At 57.9% G+C, this 26,362-nt stretch carries 28 protein-coding genes; 22 read left to right on the forward strand and 6 right to left on the reverse strand.

Annotation, left to right across the window (positions count from 1 at the left end; translation table 11 throughout):
• The first annotated feature begins 37 nt into the window (after positions 1–37).
• From fabF to KRR23_RS15585, 7 genes are read left to right on the forward strand one after another with little or no spacing between them, the layout of a single operon-like run.
• Positions 38–1,282: a beta-ketoacyl-ACP synthase II gene (fabF, locus tag KRR23_RS15555; protein ID WP_216743224.1), complete on the forward strand. Its 1,245-nt coding sequence runs from the start codon at positions 38–40 to the stop codon at positions 1,280–1,282.
• Positions 1,282–2,097 (forward strand): aminodeoxychorismate lyase, encoded by an 816-nt coding sequence (gene pabC / locus KRR23_RS15560; RefSeq protein WP_216743225.1) that lies wholly within the window; start codon positions 1,282–1,284, stop codon positions 2,095–2,097. Before fabF ends, pabC begins: the two co-directional genes overlap by 1 nt.
• A 3-nt stretch (positions 2,098–2,100) precedes the next feature.
• On the forward strand, positions 2,101–3,282 hold the full coding sequence (mltG, locus tag KRR23_RS15565; protein ID WP_216743226.1) for an endolytic transglycosylase MltG: 1,182 nt from the start codon (positions 2,101–2,103) through the stop codon (positions 3,280–3,282).
• A gap of 19 nt (positions 3,283–3,301) precedes the next feature.
• Positions 3,302–3,934: a dTMP kinase gene (tmk, locus tag KRR23_RS15570; protein WP_216743227.1), complete on the forward strand. Its 633-nt coding sequence runs from the start codon at positions 3,302–3,304 to the stop codon at positions 3,932–3,934.
• On the forward strand, positions 3,927–4,913 hold the full coding sequence (locus KRR23_RS15575; RefSeq protein ID WP_103317656.1) for a DNA polymerase III subunit delta': 987 nt from the start codon (positions 3,927–3,929) through the stop codon (positions 4,911–4,913). Before tmk ends, KRR23_RS15575 begins: the two co-directional genes overlap by 8 nt.
• A gap of 42 nt (positions 4,914–4,955) precedes the next feature.
• Positions 4,956–5,312, forward strand: coding sequence for a PilZ domain-containing protein (locus KRR23_RS15580; RefSeq protein ID WP_103317654.1), 357 nt, complete (start codon positions 4,956–4,958; stop codon positions 5,310–5,312).
• 12 nt (positions 5,313–5,324) lie between these two features.
• Positions 5,325–6,113 (forward strand): TatD family hydrolase, encoded by a 789-nt coding sequence (locus tag KRR23_RS15585; RefSeq protein WP_216743228.1) that lies wholly within the window; start codon positions 5,325–5,327, stop codon positions 6,111–6,113.
• Between the two features lie 239 nt (positions 6,114–6,352).
• Here KRR23_RS15585 and KRR23_RS15590 read toward each other — a convergent pair whose 3' ends face one another.
• Positions 6,353–7,486 carry an aminotransferase class V-fold PLP-dependent enzyme gene (locus KRR23_RS15590; RefSeq protein ID WP_216743229.1) on the reverse strand — a complete coding sequence of 378 codons (1,134 nt, stop codon included), beginning with the start codon at positions 7,484–7,486 and terminating at the stop codon, positions 6,353–6,355.
• A gap of 79 nt (positions 7,487–7,565) precedes the next feature.
• Here KRR23_RS15590 and KRR23_RS15595 point away from each other — a divergent pair, with 79 nt between their 5' ends.
• From KRR23_RS15595 to KRR23_RS15610, 4 genes are all read left to right on the forward strand, one after another.
• Positions 7,566–8,204, forward strand: a complete 639-nt coding sequence (locus tag KRR23_RS15595) for a TetR/AcrR family transcriptional regulator (protein WP_019689364.1) — start codon at positions 7,566–7,568, stop codon at positions 8,202–8,204.
• Between the two features lie 140 nt (positions 8,205–8,344).
• Positions 8,345–9,313: a GTP 3',8-cyclase MoaA gene (locus KRR23_RS15600; protein WP_216743230.1), complete on the forward strand. Its 969-nt coding sequence runs from the start codon at positions 8,345–8,347 to the stop codon at positions 9,311–9,313.
• 247 nt (positions 9,314–9,560) lie between these two features.
• Entirely contained in the window at positions 9,561–10,166 is a 606-nt protein-coding gene (locus KRR23_RS15605) for a DUF4823 domain-containing protein (RefSeq protein WP_216743231.1), read from the forward strand.
• Positions 10,167–10,183: 17 nt separating this feature from the next.
• Positions 10,184–10,744, forward strand: a complete 561-nt coding sequence (locus tag KRR23_RS15610) for a DUF1285 domain-containing protein (protein WP_216743232.1) — start codon at positions 10,184–10,186, stop codon at positions 10,742–10,744.
• Between the two features lie 45 nt (positions 10,745–10,789).
• Here the strand turns inward: KRR23_RS15610 and KRR23_RS15615 are convergent, their stop codons facing one another.
• The 3 genes from KRR23_RS15615 to KRR23_RS15625 all read right to left on the reverse strand — a co-directional run bounded on the left by KRR23_RS15615 (position 10,790) and on the right by KRR23_RS15625 (position 13,787).
• On the reverse strand, positions 10,790–11,662 hold the full coding sequence (locus KRR23_RS15615; protein WP_216743233.1) for a triacylglycerol lipase: 873 nt from the start codon (positions 11,660–11,662) through the stop codon (positions 10,790–10,792).
• A 126-nt stretch (positions 11,663–11,788) separates the two neighbouring features.
• On the reverse strand, positions 11,789–13,009 hold the full coding sequence (locus KRR23_RS15620) for an MFS transporter (protein ID WP_216743234.1): 1,221 nt from the start codon (positions 13,007–13,009) through the stop codon (positions 11,789–11,791).
• Between the two features lie 112 nt (positions 13,010–13,121).
• Positions 13,122–13,787, reverse strand: coding sequence for an HD domain-containing protein (locus KRR23_RS15625; RefSeq protein ID WP_216743235.1), 666 nt, complete (start codon positions 13,785–13,787; stop codon positions 13,122–13,124).
• A 107-nt stretch (positions 13,788–13,894) separates the two neighbouring features.
• On the opposite strand from KRR23_RS15625, the gene KRR23_RS15630 reads away from it, so the two are divergent.
• The 8 genes from KRR23_RS15630 (at position 13,895) to KRR23_RS15665 (ending at position 20,110) form a co-directional block, all read left to right on the forward strand.
• Positions 13,895–14,377: a GNAT family N-acetyltransferase gene (locus KRR23_RS15630; protein WP_216743236.1), complete on the forward strand. Its 483-nt coding sequence runs from the start codon at positions 13,895–13,897 to the stop codon at positions 14,375–14,377.
• Positions 14,378–14,544: 167 nt separating this feature from the next.
• Positions 14,545–15,243, forward strand: a complete 699-nt coding sequence (locus KRR23_RS15635) for a hypothetical protein (protein WP_253912125.1) — start codon at positions 14,545–14,547, stop codon at positions 15,241–15,243.
• A 26-nt stretch (positions 15,244–15,269) separates the two neighbouring features.
• Positions 15,270–15,752 (forward strand): hypothetical protein, encoded by a 483-nt coding sequence (locus tag KRR23_RS15640; RefSeq protein ID WP_253912126.1) that lies wholly within the window; start codon positions 15,270–15,272, stop codon positions 15,750–15,752.
• Between the two features lie 124 nt (positions 15,753–15,876).
• Positions 15,877–16,374, forward strand: a complete 498-nt coding sequence (locus KRR23_RS15645) for a hypothetical protein (RefSeq protein WP_216743237.1) — start codon at positions 15,877–15,879, stop codon at positions 16,372–16,374.
• A gap of 296 nt (positions 16,375–16,670) precedes the next feature.
• Positions 16,671–17,648, forward strand: coding sequence for a 2-dehydro-3-deoxygalactonokinase (locus KRR23_RS15650; RefSeq protein WP_216743238.1), 978 nt, complete (start codon positions 16,671–16,673; stop codon positions 17,646–17,648).
• Positions 17,649–17,680: 32 nt separating this feature from the next.
• On the forward strand, positions 17,681–18,310 hold the full coding sequence (locus KRR23_RS15655) for a 2-dehydro-3-deoxy-6-phosphogalactonate aldolase (RefSeq protein ID WP_216743239.1): 630 nt from the start codon (positions 17,681–17,683) through the stop codon (positions 18,308–18,310).
• Between the two features lie 60 nt (positions 18,311–18,370).
• Positions 18,371–19,165 (forward strand): IclR family transcriptional regulator, encoded by a 795-nt coding sequence (locus KRR23_RS15660; protein WP_216743240.1) that lies wholly within the window; start codon positions 18,371–18,373, stop codon positions 19,163–19,165.
• A gap of 63 nt (positions 19,166–19,228) precedes the next feature.
• Complete coding sequence (locus tag KRR23_RS15665; RefSeq protein ID WP_216743241.1) at positions 19,229–20,110, forward strand: hypothetical protein; 882 nt, start codon at positions 19,229–19,231, stop codon at positions 20,108–20,110.
• A 103-nt stretch (positions 20,111–20,213) separates the two neighbouring features.
• On the opposite strand, the gene KRR23_RS15670 is transcribed toward KRR23_RS15665, so the two are convergent.
• Positions 20,214–21,266 carry an NAD(P)-dependent alcohol dehydrogenase gene (locus KRR23_RS15670; protein WP_216743242.1) on the reverse strand — a complete coding sequence of 351 codons (1,053 nt, stop codon included), beginning with the start codon at positions 21,264–21,266 and terminating at the stop codon, positions 20,214–20,216.
• A 180-nt stretch (positions 21,267–21,446) separates the two neighbouring features.
• Here KRR23_RS15670 and KRR23_RS15675 point away from each other — a divergent pair, with 180 nt between their 5' ends.
• Positions 21,447–22,337 carry an AraC family transcriptional regulator gene (locus KRR23_RS15675; protein WP_216743243.1) on the forward strand — a complete coding sequence of 297 codons (891 nt, stop codon included), beginning with the start codon at positions 21,447–21,449 and terminating at the stop codon, positions 22,335–22,337.
• Between the two features lie 69 nt (positions 22,338–22,406).
• On the opposite strand, the gene KRR23_RS15680 is transcribed toward KRR23_RS15675, so the two are convergent.
• A complete protein-coding gene (locus KRR23_RS15680) occupies positions 22,407–24,071 on the reverse strand; it encodes an electron transfer flavoprotein-ubiquinone oxidoreductase (RefSeq protein WP_216743244.1) in 1,665 nt (554 codons plus the stop codon).
• Positions 24,072–24,618: 547 nt separating this feature from the next.
• On the opposite strand from KRR23_RS15680, the gene KRR23_RS15685 reads away from it, so the two are divergent.
• Together KRR23_RS15685 and KRR23_RS15690 are read left to right on the forward strand one after the other, a co-directional pair.
• A complete protein-coding gene (locus tag KRR23_RS15685; RefSeq protein ID WP_216743245.1) occupies positions 24,619–25,368 on the forward strand; it encodes an electron transfer flavoprotein subunit beta/FixA family protein in 750 nt (249 codons plus the stop codon).
• A gap of 2 nt (positions 25,369–25,370) precedes the next feature.
• Positions 25,371–26,300 (forward strand): electron transfer flavoprotein subunit alpha/FixB family protein, encoded by a 930-nt coding sequence (locus KRR23_RS15690; RefSeq protein WP_216743246.1) that lies wholly within the window; start codon positions 25,371–25,373, stop codon positions 26,298–26,300.
• Positions 26,301–26,362: the final 62 nt, after the last annotated feature.

The following is a 26,362-nucleotide window of genomic DNA, read 5'->3' on the forward strand; positions in this document are numbered from 1 at the left end:
CTGATGCAAAGTCGTCATTTGAAAAAAGGAGAGTGCTGTGTCGCGTAGACGCGTCGTAGTCACCGGTATGGGTATGTTGTCGCCACTGGGCACGGATGTGCCGAGCAGCTGGCAGGGCATTCTGGCTGGCCGCAGTGGCATTGGTCTGATCGAACACACCGACCTTTCTGCCTATTCCACCCGTTTTGGCGGCTCGGTAAAGGGCTTCAATGTCGAGGAATACCTGTCGGTCAAGGAAGCTCGCAAACTCGACCTGTTCATTCAATACGGTCTGGCAGCAGGTTTTCAGGCAGTGCGTAACGCCGGCCTGGAAGTCACCGACGCCAATCGTGAACGCATCGGCGTGGCCATGGGCTCGGGTATTGGCGGTCTGACCAATATCGAAGAAACCAGCCGCACGCTGCATGATTCGGGGCCACGGCGGATTTCTCCGTTTTTCGTGCCGGGCTCGATCATCAATATGATTTCCGGTTTCCTGTCCATCCATCTGGGTACGCAGGGGCCTAACTATGCCATTTCGACAGCCTGTACCACCGGTACGCACTGTATCGGTATGGCGGCGCGCAACATTGCCTACGGCGAAGCCGATGTGATGATTGCCGGTGGTGCCGAGATGGCCGCTTGCGGCCTTGGTATGGGTGGCTTTGGTGCTGCTCGTGCGTTGTCGACCCGCAATGACGAGCCGACCCGCGCCAGCCGTCCATGGGACAAGGGCCGTGATGGCTTCGTGTTGTCCGACGGTGCCGGTGCGTTGGTGCTTGAAGAGCTGGAGCACGCCAAGGCACGTGGTGCGACCATTTACGCCGAGCTGATCGGCTTTGGCATGAGTGGCGATGCGTACCACATGACTTCGCCGCCGGCCGATGGCGCAGGCGCTGCACGTTGCATTGTCAACGCGCTGCGTGACGCCAAGCTGAACGTCGACCAGGTCCAGTACATCAACGCCCATGGTACGTCGACGTCGGCCGGCGACCTCGCCGAAGTCTGCGCGATCAAGTCGGTGTTTGGCGATCACGCCTACAAGCTGGCGGTGAGCTCGACCAAGTCCATGACCGGTCACCTGCTGGGTGCGGCGGGCGCGGTCGAAGCGATTTTCAGTGTGCTGGCAATCAACGGCCAGGTTGCACCACCGACCATCAACCTCGATGAGCCGGATGAAGGTTGCGACCTCGACTTCGTGCCACACGCGGCGCGTGATACGAAGATCGATGTGGTGCTGTCCAACTCGTTCGGTTTTGGCGGTACCAACGGCTCGCTGGTGTTCCGTCGGTTTGCCGATTGATGGAAAGCTGGGTCGACGGTCAGCCGGCTGACGCACTGTCGCTAAAAGACCGCGGCCTGGCGTACGGCGATGGTCTGTTCGAGACCATCGCCGTCAAGGGTGGGCAGCCATTGTTGCTGGATCGACATTTGAGTCGTCTGGCCAATGGCTGCTCGCGCTTGGCGATTAACGCGGATCCTGCATTGATTCGCAGTGAGCTACTGTTGTACGCCGCCGCCCTTGGCGAAGGCGTGCTCAAGCTGATGCTGACCCGTGGCGACAGCCAGCGGGGTTACGCGGCCGATCCATCGGTGTCGCCGCGACGTATTCTTCTAGGCAATCCTCCTGCGGCTTATCCTGCTGTGCACGCGCAGCAAGGTATTCGGCTGTTTCCCTGCGCTACCCGACTTTCCGAGCAGCCGCTGCTTGCCGGCCTCAAGCACCTGAATCGTCTTGAGCAAGTCATTGCTCGTGCGGAATGGCAGGATAGCGAGCACGCCGAAGGTTTGATGCTGGATCTTCAGGGCAGGGTGATCGAAGGTGTTTTCAGCAATCTGTTCCTGGTGCGCGATGGCGCGTTGCTGACGGCTGATCTGAGTCGTTGCGGCGTGGCCGGAGTGATGCGCGCCGAACTCTTGTCCCAGGCCGAGAGGTTGGGGATTGTCACGCATGTCACTGACATCAGCCTTGATCAGCTGCAACAGGCTGATGAAGTTTTCGTCTGCAACAGCGTGTACGGCATCTGGCCGGTACGCGCTTATGCTGCGCTGAGCTGGCCGGTTGGGCCACTCACCCGTAAACTGCAAGACATTGCCCGCGCGCTACTGGATGCTTGATTCGTGAGACGTAAATTCTTGCTGCTGCTGGAAACCGGACTGGTTCTGGCAGGGCTACTGCTGGGCGCTTCGGCCTGGAAGATAAACTCGGCGCTGGAGCAGCCACTCAACATTTCTCAGGAAGAGTTACTGGATGTACCGAACGGTGCGACACCGTCCGGGACCTTCAATCGCCTCGAAACCGATGGTGTGCTCCAGGACGCCTTTTGGCTGCGCCTGTACTGGCGCTTGAACCTTGCCGCGCAGCCGCTGCACAGCGGTGAATACCGTATGCTGCCGGGGATGAATGCACAGGGCTTGATCGGTCTTTGGCAGCGCGGTGAAGTGGTTCAGTACAGCCTGACGCTGGTCGAGGGCTGGAACTTCCATCAGGTCCGTGCGGCGCTGGCAAAAAATGACAAACTCCAACAAACCCTTGCCGGGCTGAGCGACATCGATGTGATGGACAAGCTCGGTCACGCCGGAGTCTTTCCGGAGGGCCGGTTTTTCCCGGACACCTATCGTTTTGTGCGGGGCATGACCGATGCCGAGCTGCTGGAAAAAGCGTATGAGCGCCTCGACGACGTCCTCGCAAAAGAGTGGAACAAGCGCTCCCCTGACGCACCCTATACCGAACCCTATCAGGCGCTGATCATGGCCTCGCTGGTCGAGAAGGAAACCGGTGTGCCGCAAGAGCGAGGGCAGATTGCCGGAGTGTTCGTGCGGCGCATGCAGATCGGCATGTTGCTGCAAACCGATCCGACCGTGATCTATGGCCTGGGTGATCGTTACAACGGCAAATTGACCCGCGCTCACCTGAAAGAACCGACGCCCTACAATACTTATATGATTGCTGGGTTGCCGCCGACGCCGATTGCCATGGTCGGTCGTGAAGCGATTCACGCGGCGCTGAATCCGGTGTCCGGCACCAGTTTATATTTCGTGGCGCGCGGTGATGGCAGTCACGTGTTCTCCGACGACCTGGATGCCCACAACAGTGCTGTGCGCGAGTTCCAGATCAAGCGACGCGCCGATTACCGTTCCAGCCCTGCGCCGGTCAACGGGGTCGCGACGCCTGATGCGCAGGCACCAACTCCTCCGGTGTCGCCCGACACGGCTTCAGAGGCGGTACCGCAACCGGCTCCCGTTCCGGCTCCAGCTGCCGCTCCGGTACCGAGTGCCGATGAGCCGCAAAGCCCGCAATGACTCTGACTAAGGACTGCCTGTGACTGGCTTGTTTATTACCCTGGAAGGCCCGGAAGGCGCGGGCAAGAGCACCAATCGTGAATACCTGGCCGAGCGTCTGCGCGCCAAGGGTATCGAAGTCGTGTTGACTCGCGAGCCTGGCGGCACGCCTTTGGCCGAGCGAATCCGCGACGTGCTGCTGGCTCCGGTCGATGAGGTCATGAATCCCGATACCGAGCTGTTGCTGGTGTTCGCGGCGCGCGCGCAGCATCTGTCCGAGGTCATCCGCCCGGCGCTGGCGCGGGGCGCGGTGGTGTTGTGCGACCGCTTTACCGATTCGACTTACGCCTATCAGGGCGGTGGTCGCGGATTGTCGCTTGAGCGTATCGCGACCCTGGAAACCTTCGTTCAAGGCGATCTGCGCCCGGACCTGACGCTGGTGTTCGACTTGCCGATTGAAATCGGCATGGCGCGTGCCAGTGCTCGCGGTCGACTGGACCGGTTCGAGCTTGAGGGGCGAGTGTTTTTCGAGGCGGTGCGCAGCGCGTTCCTGAAGCGTGCCGAGGCAGATCCGGCGCGTTACCTGCTGGTGGACGCCTCGCAGCCGTTGGCACAGGTTCAGCAGTCGCTGGATGCCTTGCTGCCGCGTCTGTTGGAGCGGGCCCGTGGCTGAAGCCTATCCGTGGCAAGACAGCCTTTGGCAGCAGCTGGCCGGTCGCGCCCAGCACGCCCACGCCTATTTGCTGCATGGTCCGGCCGGGATCGGCAAGCGTGCGCTGGCCGAGCGGCTGATGGCCAGTTTGCTCTGCCAGCGTCCAACCGCAGAGGGAGCCTGCGGCGAGTGCAAATCCTGCCTGCTGCTCAAGGCCGGTAGCCACCCCGATAACTACATCCTGGAACCTGAAGAAGCCGATAAGGCAATCAAGGTCGATCAGGTGCGTGATCTGGTCAGCTTCGTGGTCCAGACCGCGCAGATGGGCGGGCGCAAAGTCGTGCTGATCGAGCCCACCGAGTCGATGAACATCAACGCCGCCAACGCCTTGCTGAAAAGTCTCGAAGAACCCTCGGGCGATACGGTGTTGCTGCTGGTCAGTCACCAGACCAGCCGTCTGCTGCCGACCATCAAGAGTCGCTGCGTGCAACAGGCCTGTCCGTTGCCGAGCGAAGCCATGAGCCTGCAATGGCTGGCCAAGGCCTTGCCCGATTGCACTGAAGAGGAGCGTGTCGAACTGTTGACCCTGGCAGCAGGTTCGCCGCTGGCGGCGGTCAAGCTGCAAGGGCAGGGCGTGCGTGAGCAGCGTGCGCTGGTCGTCGAGGGCGTGAAGAAGTTGCTCAAGCAGCAACAGTCACCAACGCAGCTGGCCGAAGAGTGGAAATCCATTCCGATGTTGCAGCTGTTCGACTGGTTCTGCGACTGGTCGAGCCTGATTCTGCGTTATCAGCTGACTCAGGACGAAGCCGGGCTTGGCCTGGCGGACATGCGCAAAGTGATTCAGTACCTGGCGCAGAAAACCGCCCAGGAAAAAGTCTTGAATATTCAGGACTGGATTCTCGCCCAGCGGCAGAAAGTGATGAGCAAGGCCAACCTCAATCCGGCGTTGTTGCTGGAAGCGCTGTTGGTGCAATGGGTGTCCTTGCCTGCCCCGAAGTGAGCGTCTGCGCCTAGACTCTGATCATCAGCCATGGAGGTCAGCATGAATGAACTTGTCAGCCCGGGCCCGCGTAACGGCATCCTGTCCCTGACCATCAAGGACAAATCCGTGCTTTATGCGGCCTATATGCCGTTCATCAAGAACGGCGGTCTGTTTATCCCGACCAACAAAAGCTACAAGTTGGGCGACGAGGTATTCATGCTGCTGCACTTGATGGATGAACCGGAAAAAATTCCGGTAGCCGGTACAGTGACCTGGATTACCCCCAAAGGTGCTCAGGGCAATCGCGCCGCCGGTGTCGGCGTGCAGTTCAATGAAGGCGATGACACCGCCCGAAGCCGAATCGAAACCTACCTGGTCGGAGCCCTGAAGTCCGACCGTCCCACTCATACGATGTAGTTGCCGTCTTTTATGCTCGTAGATTCCCATTGTCACCTTGACCGTCTCGACCTCGCCGCACACGACGGCTCGCTGGATGCTGCACTTGCCGCCGCTCGTCAGCGCGGGGTAGGGCACTTTCTTTGTATCGGCGTCAGTGTCGACAACGCCAAGGACGTCAAGGCCCTCGCCGAGCGTTACGACGATGTCGATTGTTCGGTGGGTGTGCATCCACTGGATGTTCAGCCGGGCGCCGCGCCGGCGCTGGACTGGCTGCTGCAGGAACTCAATCATCCGCGGGTGGTGGCAATCGGTGAAACCGGTCTGGATTACCACTACGAGCCAGAAGCGGCCGAGTTGCAGCAGGAGTCCTTCCGTTTGCACCTGCAAGCGGCCCAGCAGACCGGCAAACCGGTGATTGTCCACACCCGTGGCGCCCGCGCCGATACGCTGGCGTTATTGCGTGAGGCAGCATTGCCGCAGGCGGGGGTGTTGCATTGCTTCACCGAAGATTGGGACATGGCCAAGGCCGCGCTGGATCTGGGTTTTTATATTTCGTTGTCGGGGATCGTGACGTTCCGCAATGCCGATGCCTTGCGCGATGTGGCCCGGCAAGTACCGGCGGACCGCCTGCTGGTGGAAACCGATTCGCCGTACCTGGCACCGATCCCTCATCGCGGCAAGCCGAACCTTCCGCAGTACGTGCGGGATGTCGCGGAGTTTCTGGCCATGTTGCGCGGCGAATCCTACGAACGCTTTGCCGGGCAGACTACGGAGAACTTCAGGCGGTTGTTTCCGTTGGCGCATGTCAAGTCGATTTGACAGGGTTGAGCCGCGGGCTCAAATCGCAGGCAAAAAAAACCCGGGTTCTGGGGGGTGAATCCGGGTTAAGACCATTAGGAGTAAAACAAAGGTACGCGGTCCTTTGGTACCTTCATCGGCGCAACACTTGGGGGAGATGCCACGCCGACAGTTCAAGTATTGATCACTATTGCGCCGAGTCCAGTTTGCTCCTCCTGTTTCTTAAACAGATTTGGAATACAGGCGCTTCGCTTGAGTTCTCACTGCCTGGCGATCGATGCGACAATGGCGACAGCTTCGTCGATCACGCGCTTTTCGGTGTAGAAGTGCGGTGAAAAACGAATGCCTGGGCCACGTGGGATACAGACCACCTGTTCGGCTTTCAGGGCCTCGTAAACGGTCTGAGTATCGATGCCATCGATACTGAACGAAAGAATCCCTGCGCGCCGGGCTGGATTCAGCGGGCTATGCAGTATGACGCCGGGGATTGCGCTCAGGCCGTCCTGCAGCCATTTCACGCGCTCGGCGATCAGCGCGGCGACGTTCTCCATGCCGACTTCTTCCAATAACGACAGGCTGGCTTCCAGCGCCATCGCCCCGAGCATGTTCGGGCTACCGCATTCAAAGCGTCGTGCACTCTTGGCGGGTTCCCATCCGGTGCGAGTGTAATCGCCCATGTGTTCGAGCATGTGCCAGCCGAATTCGTGCAGTTTCAGTTGTTCACGCAATTCGCTGCGCACATAGAACACCCCCAGGCCTTCTGGCCCGAGCAGCCATTTGTGGCCGTCGGCCATGGCAAAGTCGCATTGATAGCTCTGGACGTCGAAGGGCAGTGCGCCCAGTTGCTGGATGGCGTCGATGCAAAACAGCACGTTCTGTTGTTTGCAGCCGGCACCCAGGCGTTGCAGGTCAAGGCGCAGACCGCTGGCGAATTGCACCGCGCTCACCGACATCAAGCGGGTGCGCGGTCCGCAGGCTGCCAGCAGGGCGCCTTCCGGGTCATCGCCGGTGAGACTGGCCTGCACCACTTCCACGCCTTGTGCCGCCAATGCTTCCCAGACGATGCGATTGGAAGGGAATTCTTCATCGCTGATGACGATCTGGTCGCCGCTTTGCCATGGCAGTCCGAAGGCGACAAAAGACAATGCTTCAGAAGTATTTTTGACCAGCGCGACGTCATCCGTCGACGGTGCATTAAGCAGGCGCATCAGCCGTTCACGCAGGCGTTGTTCAAGGTCCATCCAGTCCGAATAGTCCCGTGCACCCAGTAAAACGTTCTCTTGAGCGAAGCGTGTCACCGCCATGGCGGCGCGATTTGGCCAGGGTGCAACGGCTGCATGATTCAAATAACGCAGGCCTGGAGCCTGTACAAATTCATCAAGAAACATAGTCATGGTCGGATGATCCGTGCAATTTGGCGCAAGTTAGGCATAATACGCGGCTTCGTATTTTGACCCCTACAGACCTTTTCTTATGCATAAAGAACCTCGTAAGGTCCGTGAGTTTCGTCGCCGCGAGCAAGAAATTCTCGACACCGCGCTCAAGCTGTTCCTCGAACAAGGTGAAGACAGTGTCACCGTCGAGATGATCGCTGATGCCGTGGGTATCGGCAAAGGCACCATCTACAAGCACTTCAAGTCCAAGGCGGAGATCTATCTGCGCCTGATGCTCGATTACGAGCGTGACCTGAACGAGCTGCTGCACTCTGCCGATGTCGATAAGGATAAGGAAGCCCTGTCCCGGGCCTACTTCGAATTCCGCATGCGCGATCCACAACGTTACCGGTTGTTCGATCGCCTGGAAGAGAAAGTGGTCAAGGGCAATCAGGTGCCGGAGATGGTCGAGGAGTTGCACAAGATTCGCGCCTCCAACTTCGAACGCCTGACCTTGTTGATCAAGGGCCGCATCAGCGAAGGCAAGCTTGAAGACGTGCCGCCGTACTTCCACTACTGCGCTTCCTGGGCGCTGGTGCACGGCGCTGTCGCGCTGTATCACTCGCCGTTCTGGAGCAACGTGCTGGAAGATCAGGAAGGTTTCTTCCAGTTCCTGATGGACATCGGCGTGCGCATGGGCAACAAGCGCAAGCGCGATACCGACACGCCGAGCAGCTGAACCATTCAGATGCCTTATTGCGCCATGTTTTCTCTGTATGGCGCAGTGCCCCAGGAATATACTCAGGCTTAGGTATTGCTAAAACTTGATTTGTGAGTCAAGTTTTAGCGCTTCCGAATCTACTTTCGCCGGAGTGATCCATGATCGTTGACCGACAAGGCAGGCAGTTCCGCAATTTGCGGGTCAGTCTGACCTCCGCCTGCAACTACGCCTGTACCTATTGCGTGCCCAATGGCAAGCGACTGGTGGCTGCGCAGGATGAACTGTCGGCCGAGGCCATGGCGCGCGGCGTTGCCTACCTGATCGAAGCCGCGGGCATCGAGCGATTGCGCATCACCGGTGGCGAGCCGCTGGTGAGCCCGAAGCTGGAAACCTTCATGACGGCTGTCGGGCAGATGGGCCTTGCCGACATCAGCCTGACCACCAATGGTCAGTTGCTGGCGAAGAAACTGCCCTTGCTGGTGGACGCCGGCATTCGGCGGATCAACGTTTCCCTCGATACCCTGGACGCCGATGCATTCCGCAGCATTGCACGCGGTGGCGATCTGGCGACGGTGCTCAACGGCATGGACCAGGCTCGCGCAGCGGGCATCAAGATCAAGGTCAATATGGTGCCGTTGCGCGGGCAGAACCTCGATCAAGTGATGCCGCTGCTCGATTATTGCCTGGAGCGCGGTTATGAATTGCGCTTCATCGAGCTGATGCGCATGGGCCATCTGGCCAGCGATTCAAACGCATTCCTGCAGCAGTTTGTCAGTCTCAAGCAGTTGCTGGGCCTGATCGGTGAGCGCTATGAGTACCTGCAGGCCGACGCGCCGGTGGATGCCACGGCGGTGCGTTACGAAGTTCCGGGGCGCGGCTATTTCGGCGTGATCGCCAATGAAAGCGTGCCGTTCTGCCGCACGTGCTCACGCTTGCGGCTATCGTCCACTGGCTGGCTGCATGGCTGCCTGTCGTCGAGTAACCGCCACTATGTCGGTGACCTGCTGGACAAGCCCCGTCATCAAGCATTGCCGGCGCTTCAGCGTCTGTTGGTTAAAGCTCTGGGCGACAAGCAGGAAGTGGCATTCTCTGGTGGTGCAACAATCATGAAGATTATCGGCGGCTGATAAATCTCTGTGGCGAGGGAGCTTGCTCCCGCTGGGTCGCGAAGCGGCCCTGAAAACATATCCCCGCGACCTGTCGGGCATACCGCATTTACCCGTTTTACGACGGCTGCGCCACCGAGTGGGAGCAAGCTCCCTCGCCACAGGTCCTCATTTCAATCTGGAAATGTTCAAGTCCTCAAGGACTGGCGCGGAAGCTGCATCCTGCCGACATTCGCCGGTTTTCCGTCACCGGCCTCTGGAGGATAGGATGCGTAGCCTGGTTTTGCTGCTGGCCTTTTTGGCGCTTGGCGGCTGCATGAATGTCAGCGACATGGGCGAAGGGGTTCGCTACCACATGAGCGACTCTGGTCTGCTTGATCACAGCGACAGCCATCGCGTGAATAATCTGCGCATTCAGCCGGACTCGTTTATCTACATCGCCCAAGGCGCTTTTGCGCCGCCGGGTAGTGCCTACCCGCGGCCGAACGTGGTCGCTGAAGAAGCCTTCAACGGCTTTATCGAATATTTCCCGATGGTCCGTCGTGCTCGCGCCCCCGAAGGCCTCGACACTGCGATGGGTGAGGCGCGTGCGGCTGGCGCGCATTACCTGCTCTACACTCGTTTTGCCAAGGCCGACGACCGTATCGGCAACTCGGATGAGTTGCTCGATCAGGGCGCCGTGGATCGCCTGGGGCTCGACAGTGGAGTGATTCAGATCATGCTGATCGAGACCAGCACCCAGTATTTGATCGATACTGCGCGAATCAAGAGTCGTGGCGGTTTACTGACGTTCCACGACAACAAGCCAGAAGACTTGATCGCTCAGCCGCTGGCGCAATACGCTCGCAGCCTGCTGGGCATGAGCGATCAGTAATTCACCAGGAGAGCAGCATGAGTGGTCCGCAGAAAGCTAACGATCTGTTGGGGCAAATCCCCAAATCCAAAGGCTTGCCGCCGGTCCATTTGTGGAACCCCGACTTCTGCGGCGATATCGACATGCGCATCGCCCGCGACGGTACCTGGTATTACCTGGGCACGCCGATCGGGCGCAAGCCGATGGTCAAGCTGTTCTCCACCATCATTCGCCGCGACGGCGATGATTACTTCCTGATTACTCCGGTCGAGAAGGTCGGGATCAAGGTCGATGACGCGCCTTTCATTGCTGTGATGCTGGAGGTCGAGGGCGAGGGCGAAGCCCAGCTGTTGCGCTTCACCACCAATGTTGATGAGCAGACCGAGGCGGGTGCCGAGCATCCGTTGCGGGTAGTGATCGATCCAGTTACCCAGGAGCCTGCGCCTTACGTGCATGTACGCACCAACCTTGAAGCGCTGATCCATCGCAACGTGTTTTATCAACTGGTCGAACTGGCCGTGACCCGCGAAATCGACGGGCAACGCTGGTTGGGTGTCTGGAGTGGCGGAGAGTTTTTCCCTATCGGTCTTGAGCCGTAACCTGGAAAACGGCCCAGTGTTTAAACCGGGCCATGGCCGATGGGCTTACAAGCCTTTGCTCTTGAGCCTGGCAGCATGTTCCAGATAGAGACTGACCGGGCTCACGTTCCAGCTGGTGATCCCGGCCATTTGATTGACGGCGTCAAAGTGGTCCATGGGGTAATCCGAGCGAATCACTTTCCCCAGGTGCGAGCTGTATCGTCCGACCAACCCATCGTTGGCGTTTTTCTCTTTATAAAATAACTTCGACAGCACAATGCAGTTGATGTGGGTCGGATCGAGTATTTGCGGGGTTTGGAAATTCTGCAGGATCCCGCTCCAGGAGTAGTAATACACGCCGTTTTCAATTTCGTTGCCTTCACCGCCCCAGACTTTCGGCACCCCTTGCGGGTACTTGCGATTGAATTCAGCCAACCCTGCGCTGGTCAGCGATTCGAAAGCTGCTTGAGGGTCCTGAGGGTTTTGCGGGTGGCCGCTGATCAGCGAAATGAACGTGCCGACTGCGCTGAACAAGGCCAGCACGAACGTTTCGGGCAACTCTCCGGGTGTCAGCGCCTTATGCAATTGGTCGGCAATCTCCGAGCCGTGGTTGGGACAACTGACAGAGGTGACCGACGCGACCTTTTCCGGGTGCAGCGCTGCTACGTAGCGTGCCGCCAGGGGACCTTGGCTATGGCCGATCAGATTGACCTTGGCGGCGCCTGTTTCCTGCAAAATGCGGTTGACCTGTTCGAGCAGTTTTTCACCGCGTTCTTCATTGCCGTTGACGGCTGGAATATTGACCGTAAACACCCGAGCGCCCGCGTGTTCCAGAGCTTCCTTGATATCGAAGAAGTAGGGGTAACCGGCAATCGTATCGAAACCGAAAAGGCCGTGAACCAAAACAATCGGGTATTGCGTAGACGCATCCATGTTCATGCTTATACCTGTCGATAGCGGATTCAAGTGGAACAGATGCTATTGACTGCTTGATCTGTCGCGGCTAACCGTAGTTTACAAAGCGCGATGGTACAAATTGCTCCGGACATGTCGCACCGGTTCTATCTACGCCTCTTGCAGTGCCTTCCTGGTGGTTGCCCAGCGCCACAGCAGGCGGCCAATGGTGATCGACCAGTTCAGCAGCGCCAGTGCCAATACCGTGAGCAACAACGTCGGCAGACCCTGCTCGACGATGATCTGGCCGGCCAGCAAGGGGAAGCCAAACACGCCCACGAAGTACCCGAGACTGAACAGCAACAAGGCTTGGGAAGTGCTGCCCGCCGGTGCTTCATTGGCGGCCAGGCCGTTGATGACCGAATAGGTCAACCCGTAACCGATACCCAGCACAACGGCAGCTATCAGGTAAGTGAAGGCATCGTCGACTACGAAGCCGAACATCAGAATCGACACCACCATCAACCCTGACAACCAGCAGGATGCCCAATAGGGATCGCGCTTGACCACGAAACTGGCGATCAGCATGCGGCTGGTAATCGCAGCACTCATAAAGCCGAGAAAGAACAGCGAGTAGTCCAGCGAGCGGGAGGCGGCGTAGCTGGTCTGGAAACTCGACAGGCCGCCAAACACGCAGCCACCGAGGCCGACCATGACAATGGGAAACAGTGCTTTGGATGACATCACCTGCGCGGCCGCTGCCCAGGAAATCCGTGAAACTGCCGCTTCGCCCAACTGATTCGGGCGTTGTTTGAGTGCGACGCTCAAACGCCAGAACAGCACCGCACCGATCAGGCTTGCCAGTGCGGTGAGATAAAATGCGCTGGTCAACGGATAACCCAGGGCGCTGGCCGCACGCCCGAGCAATGGTCCCGAGCCGATGCCAGTCATCATGCTGCCCGAGAGCAGCGCGAAGTACCTGGCGCGTTGTGCGGGCGCGACCAGCATCGCCACGATAATCGGCCCCAGGGTGTAAAACACGCCCCAACCCAGCCCCAGCGTCAGGCCGAAAAACAGCAGGGCATTGCCGAAACCCGGGGTCAGGGCAAAGCCCAGGCTGGCAAGCACCAGCAAGCCGCCGAACACGGCAATCGAACGCGCAGCGCCGAGCAGGTCCGACAAGTGTCCCGACAGGATCACCGCCGCGAACGTGCTGAGCATCGCCGCCGAGATCACGCTGCCGGCATCATGCTCATTACCTCCACGTGAACTGATCAGCAGCGAGAGCAAAAAGGTCGAGCCGTAGGACAGTGAAAGCAGGTAACTGGCGAGGCAGAACAGACCAAACAGTTTTCCTGAAACGGCGGTGTCCGGGGTATTGCGACTGGGCATGGACAAGTCTCTTTACCTATAGGTTTTATCGGTGACTTATCTAACACAGGCAGTCGTGGCGTATGTTCTGTGGTTAGCGATTTCAGGGTTAGCTGAAGGCGGAGTAATGGCTTCAGACGGCGCTGGGCAGTAAACCGATCTCCTCGATGAACTCGTCCATGAAGCGCTTCAGACGCTCGTGGCGTCGTTGGGCCAAGCGCTTGCCAGTCGGCGTCTGGAAGCCGTTGGCCAAGTGCAAAAGCTTGGTCTGGAAGTGGTCGAGGCAAAAACGTTTGTCGTCGTACTCGCGGGATGTTGCCGTGGGATCTTGCGCGTCGTAGAGCGTGCTGCCCATCCGTCCGGCGATGTAAAACGTGCGCGCAACGCCGAGCATGCCAAGGGAGTCGAGGCGGTCGGCGTCCTGGAGGATTTGCGCTTCCAGGGTCGTCGGCGTGATGCTCGCCGAAAAGCTATGGGCCTCGATGGCGTGAGCGACTGCTGCGCTTTTGTGCTCGGGCCAATTCAACTGGCTGAGGATTGCCGAGGCTTTTTCCGCGGCCAGTTGCGATGCCCGAGAACGCAGCGGCGAGTTCTTTTCCACCGCCACGCAGTCGTGCAGCAACACTGCCGCCAGCAGTACCTCAAGGTCTCCACCTTCCTCGGTTTGAATCTGCTGAACGTTGCGCCACACCCGTTGCAAGTGCGACAGATCATGGGCGCCATCCTCGGACGGCCCCAGCGCATGGGGCAGCAAGGTTGAGGCGAGATTTTGCAGTGGGGCGAAGGCAATGAGGCTCATAACAATCCTTTTGTGGTGACGCCCGTAGATTAAGTTTTGAAGTGACATGTGACGAGCGCTGATCGCCGACATAGTATGGCGGTTTCAACTGTTCACAAGGCACGTCCATGTCGATCGAAATCCGCCCGGCCACCCCCAGTGATGCGCCACAAATTCTCGCGTTCATCACCGAACTCGCCGACTACGAGCGCGCCCGGCATGAAGTCATCGCCAGTGTCGCCGACATCGAGCGCAGCCTGTTCAGCGAAGGCGCTACCGCCCATGGCCTGATCTGTCTGCGCGACGGTTTGCCGATTGGCTTCGCGGTGTTTTTCTTCAGCTACTCGACCTGGCTCGGCAGCAACTGCCTGTACCTGGAAGACCTCTACATTACCCCCGAGCAACGCGGTGGCGGCGCCGGCAAACAACTGCTGCGCCACCTCGCCAAAATCGCCTGCGCCAACGACTGCGGCCGCTTCGAATGGAGCGTGCTGGAATGGAACACCCCGGCCATCGACTTCTACAAGTCCCTCGGCGCCCAGCCGCAGGAAGAGTGGGTGCGCTATCGCATGGATGGGGCGGTGTTGCGGGAGTTTGCCGAGGGCAGATGATTTGTCGCGAGGACCTGTTTGAAGGTCTTCGCGAATAAGTTGTGGAGGTCGTTTTAGTTCGGCATTCTGTTCGCCCTTTGCGCGCTCACGGACGACACCTGCAATGCCTTTGGCACTGTTTTTTTCTGCGCCCGTGAGGCCTTCGCCGTATCAACGAGTGAACGGCGATGAGCGGATTTTGGGTGTCAATGCGTCTGTATGGACTGGTGAAAAACCTTGGCTCCACTGACGTCATCCTTCAGCAGTCTGTAGAAATTCCTTGCACCGTCAGCCGCGCTGGCAGCAAAGCCATTCGCGCGTTAGTGTCGCGTCTGGATGCCGAGTTAGTGGTGCGCAGGGTCGATATTGAGCTATTTCAGGGAGGAATAACGGTGCGCAAGTTTGTTTTTTATATGTTGGTCTCATTGTGTGCTTCGTGTTCTTTTAATCATGGAAGAGCAATAGCGACGTTAAATTATTCGGGTGTTGAACATACTCCTGGCAGCGTGGCTTATCAGATTGGCTTTACAGCGGATACAGATCTTTTAGGACTGTTTGAGTCTGCAATCGGTGAGGGGTTGGTGTGCGCGCTGGAGGATGATATCGATTTTTCGATTGGACACTACGTCAAACGTTCAGGAAGAGGGTCGGTAGAGTATGTGAAAGACCCTGCAGGTGGGCATTATGTCTCAAGAGTGATGTTTCGAGAGACTGGAGAGTCGGAGGGGGAAGAAAGTCTTCTCACAGGTGAAGCGTTGGATGAGGTGTTGAAAAGACGGGAGTTCATCGTTTGCAGTTTCAGGGTTCATACGACTAAATATAAAACCTATTTTTCGAATCCAATGCCTGTACCTACCTCCGATCTGTTGGGGGGTCTTGGTCGGTGAGCCATTTTTTGGTGCGGAAGTTGAGCTTGTGGGGCTTGATCTTGGCGTGCTCTTCTTGCTCGCTTGATCATGGAAGGTCTGTCGCGACGCTGGAGTACTTAAGCGTTGAGGAACTTCGTAATACGGGTATCTATCAGATTTATTTTAATTCGAGTGAGCCTGTTCTTGAGTTGTTTAAGTCTCGAATTGGTGAAGGGCTTGTTTGTTCGCTGGATGATGATCTCGACTTTGCGCAGGCACATCACATTAAGCTCTCGGGCTTCGGATTGGTTGAGTTGGTTAAAGATAAAGAGCAGGCCAGCTACAGGGCAAATATGATTTTCACTGACTCTGAAGAGGGCAAGGGCGGAGAGATCTATCTCGAGGGAGATACCTTGAAGCCGTTGTTGCTCAAGCGGGGTTATATTTCTTGCGTGTTTCGAGTGCATACAACGACCTATAAAACGTACTTTTCAAAAGTCATGCGCGTCCCAACAGCAGATCTGTTGAAGGCGATTAATGGAATGTAAGTGTGTGTTGGTTTTGCAGGCTGTAAGGAAGGACTGTACCCCCCATCTGGAGTTGGAATGACTGGCTTGAAGATAGGGTCATTTTGTCGGGTCTATTTTGAATTGCTTCAGGGGGTAAGAATGCGTGTATAAGTTTTTACTGCTGGGTCTGGTTGTGGTGTGTACTTCCTGCTCCCTGAATCATGGTAAGCCAATTGCGACACTTGAATATTCAGGTGTTGAGAGATTTCAAAATTCGCGGATCTATCAAATTTATTTTACCTCGGATGTTGCCATTCTTGACTTGTTTAAATCTCGAATTGGGCAGGGGCTTGTTTGTGCTCTTGAAGATGATGTTAATTTTTCGATGGCACACCCTATATATCGATCTGGTGTCGGAAGTGTTGAGTTGGCCGGGAATACGGTTGGGGAGGGCTATAGGTCGGAAGTAATGTTTAGCGAGTCAGCAGAGGGAAAGGGGGGCGAGTTTATTCTCGGCGGGAATGACTTGAGTCGTCTGCTGATGAAGCGAGACTACATTTCTTGCGTGTTTCGAGTCCATACCACCTCCTACAAGACCTACTTCTCAACAGTTATGCGCGTTCCTACGGCAGACTTATTGAAAGCAATGAACAAGAAATAAAGGTGTTGGTTCTTTCAGTCAGACTGGCAGGTGAAACGGGCACACCGTCCCTACGTCAGGACGAACGGTTCGAATTTGAGCATCAATGGCTCAGGTGAGGGGATACCGATCGGCTCGGTCTGGGTGAATCTGCTGCGGTGAAATTTTGCTCAGAAAGCATCGGGTTCGGAGCGAAAGATCAAGAATGGTTTTTATTGCATCCCAATATGTGGGAATTAAATTTACATATTGAGATTTTTATTTCGCAAGGTTTATAGTCCAGCTCACTCACTGCCAAACACAAAACAGGTGAAGCGATGCTGGCGCAATTGATCGCGCTCGATTGGGGGACGACGTCCCTTCGTGCGTACAAGCTCGGCCCGAATGGTGGCGTCCTCGATCAGCGGTCACTGGCATCGGGGATCATGCAGTTGCCGAAAGCGCCGCGGGTGATCGCCGGCCAGTTGTGTGCCGATGGTTTTGAACTGGCATTCGACGAGGCCTGCGGTGATTGGCTCGATGCGCAGCCCGGTCTTCCGGTGATCGCCTGTGGCATGGTCGGCAGTGCGCAGGGCTGGCGTGAAGTGGCTTACTGCGATACTCCGGCGAATGTTGCCAATCTTGGTCATTCTCTACAAAGCGTGCGCAGCTTGCGCGGCGTCGATGTGCATATCGTGCCCGGTGTCATCCAGCGTTCGCGGCTGCCGAATGTGATGCGTGGCGAAGAGACCCAGGTCCTCGGCGTGTTGCAGAGTCTGCCTGTCGGCGCGGGGGACAATCTGTTGATCGGCTTGCCGGGTAGCCATTCGAAATGGGTGGAAGTGGCCGACGGCTGTATCGTGCACTTCGACACGTTCATGACCGGCGAGCTGTTCGCTGTGCTCAGTGAGCACAGCATTCTTGGGCGTACCCAACAGCGCGGTGCGCCCTTTGACGGCGCGGCGTTTGATTGCGGTGTGCGGGTGGCGTTGTCCACTGACGGCGACATCGGTCCTCTTTCGACGTTGTTCAGTGCCCGCAGCCTTGGTCTGACAGGCGAGCTGAGCCCGGTCGAGCAAGCCGATTATCTGTCGGGCCTGTTGATCGGCCACGAGCTCTCGGCTCTTGTCGACGTACAGCGTCGTCGACGCCACAGCGATCAACAGCCCTCGATCATCTTGATCGGCAACTCCCAACTCTGTGCCCGCTACAGCCGGGCTCTCGATACCTGCGGTTTTGCTCGGGTGAGCCTGGCCGAACAGACCACCGAGCGCGGTTTATGGCACTTGGCCGAAGCGGCCGGGCTGCTCGGCTGAACCGTCTGGGTTCAACTACCAAGAGGTCTGACATGCTCAAGCAAGCACTGGCGAAAAACGGCCTGATCGCAATCCTTCGCGGCCTGCGCCCGCAAGAGGCGGCGGCCATCGGGGAGGTGTTGTATCAGGCAGGTTTTCGCGTCATTGAAGTGCCACTCAACTCCCCCGAACCGTACGAAAGCATCCGCATCCTGCGCAGCATCTTGCCCGCCGATTGCCTGATCGGCGCCGGTACGGTGCTGACCCCGGAACAGGTCCTGCAGGTGAAAGCGGCCGGCGGCCAGGTGATCGTCATGCCTCACAGTGATCCCAAGGTGTTGCGTGCGGCCAGGGCGGCGGGTTTGTACTTGTCGCCTGGCGTTGCCACGCCGACCGAAGCCTTTGCTGCACTGGCCGAAGGCGCGGATGTCTTGAAGATGTTCCCGGCAGAGCAAATGGGCCCGGCGGTGGTCAAGGCCTGGCTGGCAGTGCTGCCGGCCGGGACCGTGCTGCTGCCGGTAGGCGGGATTACTCCAGACAACATGCAGGCGTTTGTCGAGGCAGGCGTCAAAGGCTTTGGCCTGGGTTCCGGGTTGTTCAAGTCGGGACTCACGCCTGAGGAAGTAGCCGTTCGGGCCAAGGCGTATGTCGCGGCCTGGAACGCGCTGCACTTCGAGTTGTAGTGACGGCACGGGGGCAACCATAATGCCGCCCGTTCACTCGCTTAACGGTAAGGCTGGACTATGCAGGAAGAGCGCTCGAAAAATGCCGCGCCAACCGGCACGCAAACGTTGCTGCGCGGTTTGGCGGTGGTGCATGCCGTGGCTGGCGGTGCTCGTGATCTCAAGGAAATCGCCCGGCTGATCGGCACTACCCGCAGCACCACGCACCGCTTGGCCAGTTGCCTGGTGGACGAGAGATACCTGCGCGTGGTGCCGCAAGTGGGTTACCTGCTCGGGCCCAAGTTGATCGAGTTGGGTTTTCAGGCCCGCGAAGAGCTGCCGCTGGTGACCCTTGCCGGGCCCTATCTGGACGAGTTGTCGGCGTTGACCGGCGACACCATCCATCTGGCGATCCGTGAAGGCGACGAGGTGTTGTACTTGCACAAGATTCCGGGGCGCAATGGCCCGGAAATGCGCTCGCGAGTCGGTCATCGCATGCTGCTGGCGCGCACCGGGATCGGCAAGGCGCTGATGCTCGATGACTCGCAGCAAGAGTGGCAGCGGTTGTATCAGATCAGCTTGCCGGCGGGTGGGAAGAGTCAGTTCTGGCCGCAGCACCCGGAGCAATCCTGGGAGCAGTTTCAGCAGCGCATGCTGGATTATGTGGCGGGTGGTTATGCCTTCGACCTGGAAGACAACGAACCGTCGATCCGCTGTGTGGCGGCGCCGGTTCGCGACGCCAGTCGGCGGATCGTCGCGGGCATCAGCATCGCCAGCACAGTTCCGTACATGCCGCTGGAGAAAATGGCCGAGCTTATTCCCTTGATCAAAGGAGTCACGGCTCGGCTGTCGGCAGAGCTAGGGGCCAAGTTATAAGCCGCTAACGTCTGATCAGACGTGCGGTGGGATGAGCAGGTTTTTGGGGAATGGAGCGTTATCTTGGGAATGAAAATGGTACGGATGCTATGGGTGTTGATGGTTGTTTTGTGTTCATCGTGCATGCAGTTACGCGTACCTGATGCGCGGGTTGAGTTTACCTCGATCAAACACCAAGGCTATGGTCAGTATGAGTTACGTTTCAGGTCCGATCGGGACTTGGCGAACATCTACAAGTCCAACGGTATCAACGATGGTGTCAATGCGTGGATTACGTGCTCACTGGACGGTGATAGGAACTTTTCAAATAATCACAATATGACCTTGTCGATGCGAGGTTTTCTGGAGGATGCTCATCTTGTTGAGGGTGATCGTCGCTACGAGTTCTGGACCTCGGTCAGATTTACCGAGGATAGCGATCATCACAGCACTCAACGTGATATCAGGAAGGAGGTGCTGCTCCCGTTGCTGAAATCCCAGGAGTACATTCCTTGTAAAACCGTGAGTGTTGCGTGGTTTTTCAAGACGTACTATTCAACGATCATGTATATCCCGACGTCACGCATCATTGCCGAGGTGGATAAACAGATCCTTTCACCCGCCTATGTGATTCTGCCGCCAGAAGATCGTCCGTTTTCCTGGTTGTTGTTTGAGCCTGTTTGCATCAACGAATGGGTTTGGTATGGCGGTGAGACCATTGTTCATGGCGGTGTATGCAGCAGTTTGCCTTACAGTGGGCTGTTGAGTTCGTTTGCGCCCTATAAAGACAAGTACCGCGTTGTTAACCAGGAAACCGGCTTGGCGAAACCGGACGCTCCCTACATTATTGTGCGCATGGATGGGCGTCAGGAGGCGGGTGTGACCGACTCCTTGGGCTACACCCATCAAGTGGGGGCCGATGAGCCTGAAACAATAAAGCTCTATGTCCCTGGCGACGGGCTCTGATCCAGGGTGGATTGGCAGGCCCAGATGAAAAAAACCGGGCGGGACTCTTGGGTCGAAGAGCTCACAGCCCGGTGGATTGCTCCGCTGAGCGACAGGGCCTGACTCAGGCTTTAAGCGTTGCCATGTCGATGACGAAGCGGTACTTCACGTCACCTGCGATCATGCGGCTGTAAGCCTCGTTGATCTGTCGGATGTCGAGCATTTCGATGTCGCAGGTGATGTTGTGCTCGGCGCAGAAATCCAGCACTTCCTGGGTTTCTGCGATACCCCCGATCAACGAGCCGGCCAGCACCCGACGACCCAGCACCAGTTTGGCGGCGTGGACGGGCGGGTCGATCGGCTCGATCAGGCCGACCAGGATGTGCACGCCGTCGAAGCGCAGCGTATCGAGGTACGGGTTGAGATCGTGCTGCACCGGAATGGTGTCGAGCAAAAAGTTGAACTGGCCCGCAGCCGCCTTCATCTGCTCGGCATCGGTGGAGACGATCACGTGGTCTGCGCCCTGGCGGCGACCTTCTTCGGCCTTGCTCGCCGAGCGGGTGAACAGTGTCACTTCAGCGCCCATGGCCTTGGCAAACTTGATGCCCATGTGACCGAGGCCGCCCATGCCGAGAATGCCGACTTTGTCGCCAGCTTTGACGCCATAGTGTTTGAGTGGCGAGTAGGTGGTGATGCCCGCGCAGAGAATCGGCGCAGCGCTGGCCGGGTCGAGTGTCTCGGGGATACGTACGACGAAGTGCTCGCTGACTACGATGCAGTCGGAGTAACCGCCCATGGTGTTGCTGCCGTCGACCCGGTCCGGGGTCGCGTAGGTCATGGTCGGACCTTCGAGGCAATATTGCTCAAGATCGGCATGACAGGCTTCGCAGTGGCGGCATGAGTCGATCATGCAGCCGACGCCAACCAGATCACCGATCTTGTGGGCGGTGACATTGGCGCCGATGGCGGTGACTTTGCCGACAATTTCGTGGCCTGGCATCAACGGGTAAACCGCGATGCCCCATTCGTTGCGGGCCTGGTGGATGTCGGAATGGCAGACGCCGCAGTAGAGAATCTCGATCGCTACGTCGTCGGCACGCGGGCTGCGACGTTCGAAGGTCATCGGGGCGAGGGGAGTGGTGGCCGACTGGGCGGCGTAACCGATGGCGGTGTACATGGTGAACCTCGCAAAATCAGTGACGGGTGAGGTCGGCCATTTTCCGCGCCGTCCGCTGGGGCGGCCATGACGATTCCTCCGCGTCTTATGCCTATTCCTCCGGCATCCTCGGTGGATCGGTCGCATTGGCGCTCAGACCTGCGATGATGTTTTCATCCCTTTTTTCGCGAAGTTTTTGCCATGTTGTTGACCCGTCATCTCGATGCCAATGCCGCACTGGTTGCGCTGATACAGCCGCTGGCGACCGGCGATGGTTTCGTGCCGACGCGCTTGCCCGGCGTGCACGTACTCAGAGCCAGCTGCGATGTGGCGCGTGGTCCGCAGATCTATGAGCCAAGCCTGATGATCATTGCCCAGGGCAGCAAAGTCGCCTATCTGGGCGCGCGTACGCTGGAATACGGTGCCGGGCATTACCTGATTCAGGCGCTGCCGGTGCCGTTCGAATGCGAAACCTTTGCCATGGCTGATGCACCATTGCTCGGGGTTTCGATTGCCATCGACCGCGCGATTTTGGGCGAACTGGTGTTGGCCATGGGGTTGGTGCATGGGCGCAATACGCCTGCGCAAACACCCGAATCCATGGCCTCGGCGGTACTCGATGACGGCATGCGTGGCTGTGTCGAGCGCTTGTTGCACTGCCTGCACGATCCGCTGGAATGTCAGGTCATGGGGCAGGCGCGGTTGCGTGAGTTGTTGTTCGTGGCGTTACGCGGTCCGCAGGCTGATGTGCTGCGGGCGTTGGTCGAGCAACAGGGACAATTTGCCCGGGTTGCGGCGTCCTTGAGTCATTTGCACGCGCACTTTACGGAGCCGCTGAACGTCGAGACGCTGGCCAGTTGCGCGAACATGAGTACGTCGACCTTTCACGAGCATTTCAAGCGCAGCACCTTGTTGTCGCCGGTGCAGTATTTGAAGCGCTTGCGATTGCTCAAGGCGCAGCAGTTGTTGCTGTCGGAAGGGCTGGGGGTGGCGCAGGTTGCGCATCGGGTGGGTTATCAGAGCACGTCGCAGTTCAGTCGCGAGTATAAGCGCTACTTCGAGCGTAATCCGGGAGATGAGCGGGTCGCTTGATGTCAGCACTCTTTTCATCAGCTAACAAAAAGGCCCCCGTTCGGGAGCCTTGATGTTCAAGTCTACGACTTACATGTTCGGGTAAGTCGGGCCGCCAGCACCTTCCGGCGTTACCCAAGTGATGTTCTGCGCAGGGTCCTTGATGTCGCAGGTCTTGCAGTGCACGCAGTTCTGGGCGTTGATCTGGAAGCGCTTCTCGCCGTCTTCCTTGGTGATCACTTCATACACGCCAGCCGGGCAGTAGCGTTGAGCGGGCTCATCGTACAGCGGCAGGTTCTTGCTGATCGGGATGCTCGCGTCGGCCAGCTTCAGGTGGCAAGGCTGTTCTTCTTCGTGGTTGGTACCGGAGATGAACACCGAGCTGAGTTTGTCGAAACTGAGTTTGCCGTCTGGTTTCGGGTAGTCGATCTTCTTGCTGTCGGCAGCCAGCTTGAGGCATGCGTAGTCAGGCTTGGTGTCGTGCAAGGTGAACGGCAGTTTGCCGCCGAAGATGTTCTGGTCGAGCCAGTTGAAACCACCGCCGACGATAGCGCCGTACTTGTGGATCGCCGGGCCGAAGTTGCGGCTGGCAAACAGTTCTTCGTAGAGCCAGCTGGCTTTGAACGATTCAACGTAGCTGTTCAGTTCATCAGCGCCTTCGGAACCTGCGAACAGGGCGTCGGCCACGGCGTCAGCGGCGAGCATGCCGGACTTCATCGCGGTGTGGCTGCCTTTGATCTTGGCGAAGTTCAGGGTGCCGAGGTCGCAACCGATCAGTGCGCCGCCCTTGAAGACCATCTTCGGCAGCGAGTTCAGGCCTCCTTTGCAGATCGCGCGCGCACCGTAGCTGATGCGCTTGCCGCCTTCCAGGTACTGCTTGAGCACCGGGTGATGCTTGAGGCGCTGGAACTCGTCGAACGGCGACAGGTAAGTGTTGCTGTAGGACAGGTCAACGATGAGGCCGACTACAACCTGGTTGTTTTCCAGGTGATAGAGGAACGAGCCACCGGTGTTTTCGGTGCCCATGATGTCCAGCGGCCAACCGGCGGTGTGTACCACCAGGCCTGGCTGATGCTTGGCCGGATCGATTTCCCAGATTTCTTTCAGGCCAATGCCGTAGTGCTGGGCGTCGGCATCGGTGTCGAGGTTGAAACGCTTGATCAGTTGCTTGCCGATGTGGCCACGGCAGCCTTCGGCGAACAGCGTGTACTTGCCACGCAGCTCCATGCCTGGGGTGTACAGGCCTTCTTTCGGATTGCCTTCACGGTCAACGCCGAGGTCGCCGGTGATGATCCCGCGTACCACGCCGTTTTCGTCGAACAGTGCTTCCTGAGCAGCGAAGCCTGGGTAGATCTCTACGCCCAGGTTCTCGGCCTGCTGAGCCAGCCAGCGGCACAGGTTGCCCAGGGAGATGATGTAGTTGCCTTCGTTGTGCATGGTCTTGGGCACAAAGAGGTCTGGAATCTTGATCGCGCCATCGGCGTTCTTGAGAACGAAGATGTCATCGCGAGTGACCGGAGTGTTCAGCGGTGCGCCGAGTTCTTTCCAGTCAGGGAACAATTCATTCAGGGCCCGAGGTTCGAACACCGCGCCAGACAGAATGTGAGCGCCGACTTCGGAGCCTTTTTCGACCACGCAGACGCTAATTTCCTTACCGGCTTCGGCGGCCTTCTGCTTCAATCGGCAGGCGGCGGAAAGACCAGCGGGGCCGGCACCGACGATGACCACGTCGAATTCCATGTATTCGCGTTCCACAGGTTATCTCCTACTCAAGGCTCAACAGTTTTTTTTCTAATTGGAGGTTTGGTGTCGCATCCATGAATCCCTGCACAACGCTGGGAGAGGACAATCGATGAGCCACCTTTCTCTCTAGGCGGCGCATTATATCTACACCACTCTTAGCGTCCAATACAAACGTTTGTTTGAATTTGCTCCAGCCCAGAGAAATCAAAGAAGCGCGGCTTATGACTGGCCATTTTGGCGTATTGACCGGAATAGGTGTTCCGGTCAAGATACGGGCGGTTTTGCGCTCGCCGTAGGCTGACTGTTGGTTTCAAGAGCACCTCTAAAGACAGGGCGAAGGCAGTACAAGGTGACGCGCAGCGCAGGTTTGGCGCGAAGTTTACACGTCGCGACAAAGAATGACTCGTTAGTCACGACTGACGAACGGTCATTACGCTTCGTGAGCAGGGTCACCCATTACAAATGCCGGCGTTTTTAGAGGTGCCCTTGTACCCGATGAGCATCAACCGCCAGGTTCGCCTAGGCGACTTTCTTTTCACCGGAGAGTAACGAGGAATCCATGAAGGTTCTTGTAGCTGTCAAACGAGTGGTCGACTATAACGTCAAGGTTCGCGTCAAAGCGGACAACTCCGGCGTCGATCTCGCTAACGTCAAGATGTCGATGAACCCTTTCTGCGAAATCGCAGTGGAAGAAGCCGTACGCCTGAAAGAGAAAGGTGTTGCGACTGAAATCGTCGTCGTCTCCATCGGCCCGTCCACCGCTCAAGAGCAACTGCGCACCGCGCTGGCTCTGGGTGCCGACCGCGCCATCCTCGTCGAATCCACCGAAGACCTGACTTCCCTGGCCGTTGCCAAGCTGCTCAAGGCTGTTGTCGACAAGGAACAGCCTCAGCTGGTGATCCTTGGCAAACAAGCCATCGACAGCGACAACAACCAGACTGGCCAGATGCTCGCTGCACTGAGCGGATACGGTCAGGGCACTTTCGCTTCGAAAGTCGAAGTCACTGGCGACAAAGTTGCCGTGACCCGCGAAATCGACGGCGGTGCACAGACGGTTTCGCTGAAACTGCCGGCCATCGTCACCACCGACCTGCGTTTGAACGAGCCGCGCTATGCGTCCCTGCCAAACATCATGAAAGCCAAGAAGAAGCCGCTTGAAGTGCTGACTCCTGACGCTTTGGGCGTTTCCACCGCCTCTACCAACAAAACCCTGAAAGTCGAAGCGCCGGCTGCACGCAGCGCAGGCATCAAGGTCAAGTCGGTGGCTGAACTGGTCGAGAAACTGAAAAACGAAGCGAAGGTAATCTGATCATGACTATCTTGGTAATCGCCGAACACGACAACAAAGTAGTGGCCCCAGCCACGCTGAACACCGTGGCCGCTGCCGCCAAAATCGGTGGTGACATCCACGTACTGGTTGCCGGTCAGGGCGTTGGCGCTGTAGCTGAAGCTGCCGCGAAAATCGCTGGCGTGGCCAAAGTGCTGGTAGCCGACAACGCTGCCTACGCACACCAACTGCCAGAAAACGTTGCTCCGCTGGTAGCTGAGCTGGGCAAGGGCTACAGCCATATCCTGGCGGCCGCGACTTCCAACGGCAAAAACATCCTGCCGCGCGTTGCCGCTCAGCTGGACGTTGACCAGATATCCGAGATCATCTCGGTTGAAAGCGCTGACACCTTCAAGCGCCCAATCTATGCCGGCAACGCCATCGCTACCGTTCAGTCCAACGCTTCGGTAAAAGTCATCACCGTGCGTGCTACCGGTTTCGACCCGGTTGCAGCTGTTGGTGGTTCGGCTGCCGTTGAAGCGGTTGCGGCGGCTCACGACGCTGGCACTTCCAGCTTCGTCGGCGAAGAACTGGCCAAGTCCGATCGTCCGGAACTGACCGCTGCCAAGATCGTCGTTTCCGGCGGCCGCGGCATGCAGAACGGCGACAACTTCAAGCACCTGTACGCCCTGGCCGACAAGCTGGGCGCTGCTGTTGGCGCTTCCCGCGCTGCGGTCGACGCAGGTTTCGTACCGAACGACATGCAGGTCGGTCAGACCGGCAAGATCGTTGCGCCACAGCTGTACATCGCGGTCGGTATCTCCGGCGCGATCCAGCACCTGGCCGGCATGAAAGACTCCAAAGTGATCGTTGCGATCAACAAGGACGAAGAAGCGCCGATCTTCCAGGTGGCTGATTACGGCCTGGTGGCGGACTTGTTCGAAGCTATCCCCGAGTTTGAGAAGCTGGTCTAATCCAGCAGCTTGACTTATAAAGAGCCCGGCCTTTTGGCCGGGTTTTTTATTGTCTGCGATTT

The organism is Pseudomonas sp. CVAP#3, assembly GCF_018986375.1.
Lineage (GTDB): Bacteria > Pseudomonadota > Gammaproteobacteria > Pseudomonadales > Pseudomonadaceae > Aquipseudomonas > Aquipseudomonas helvetica.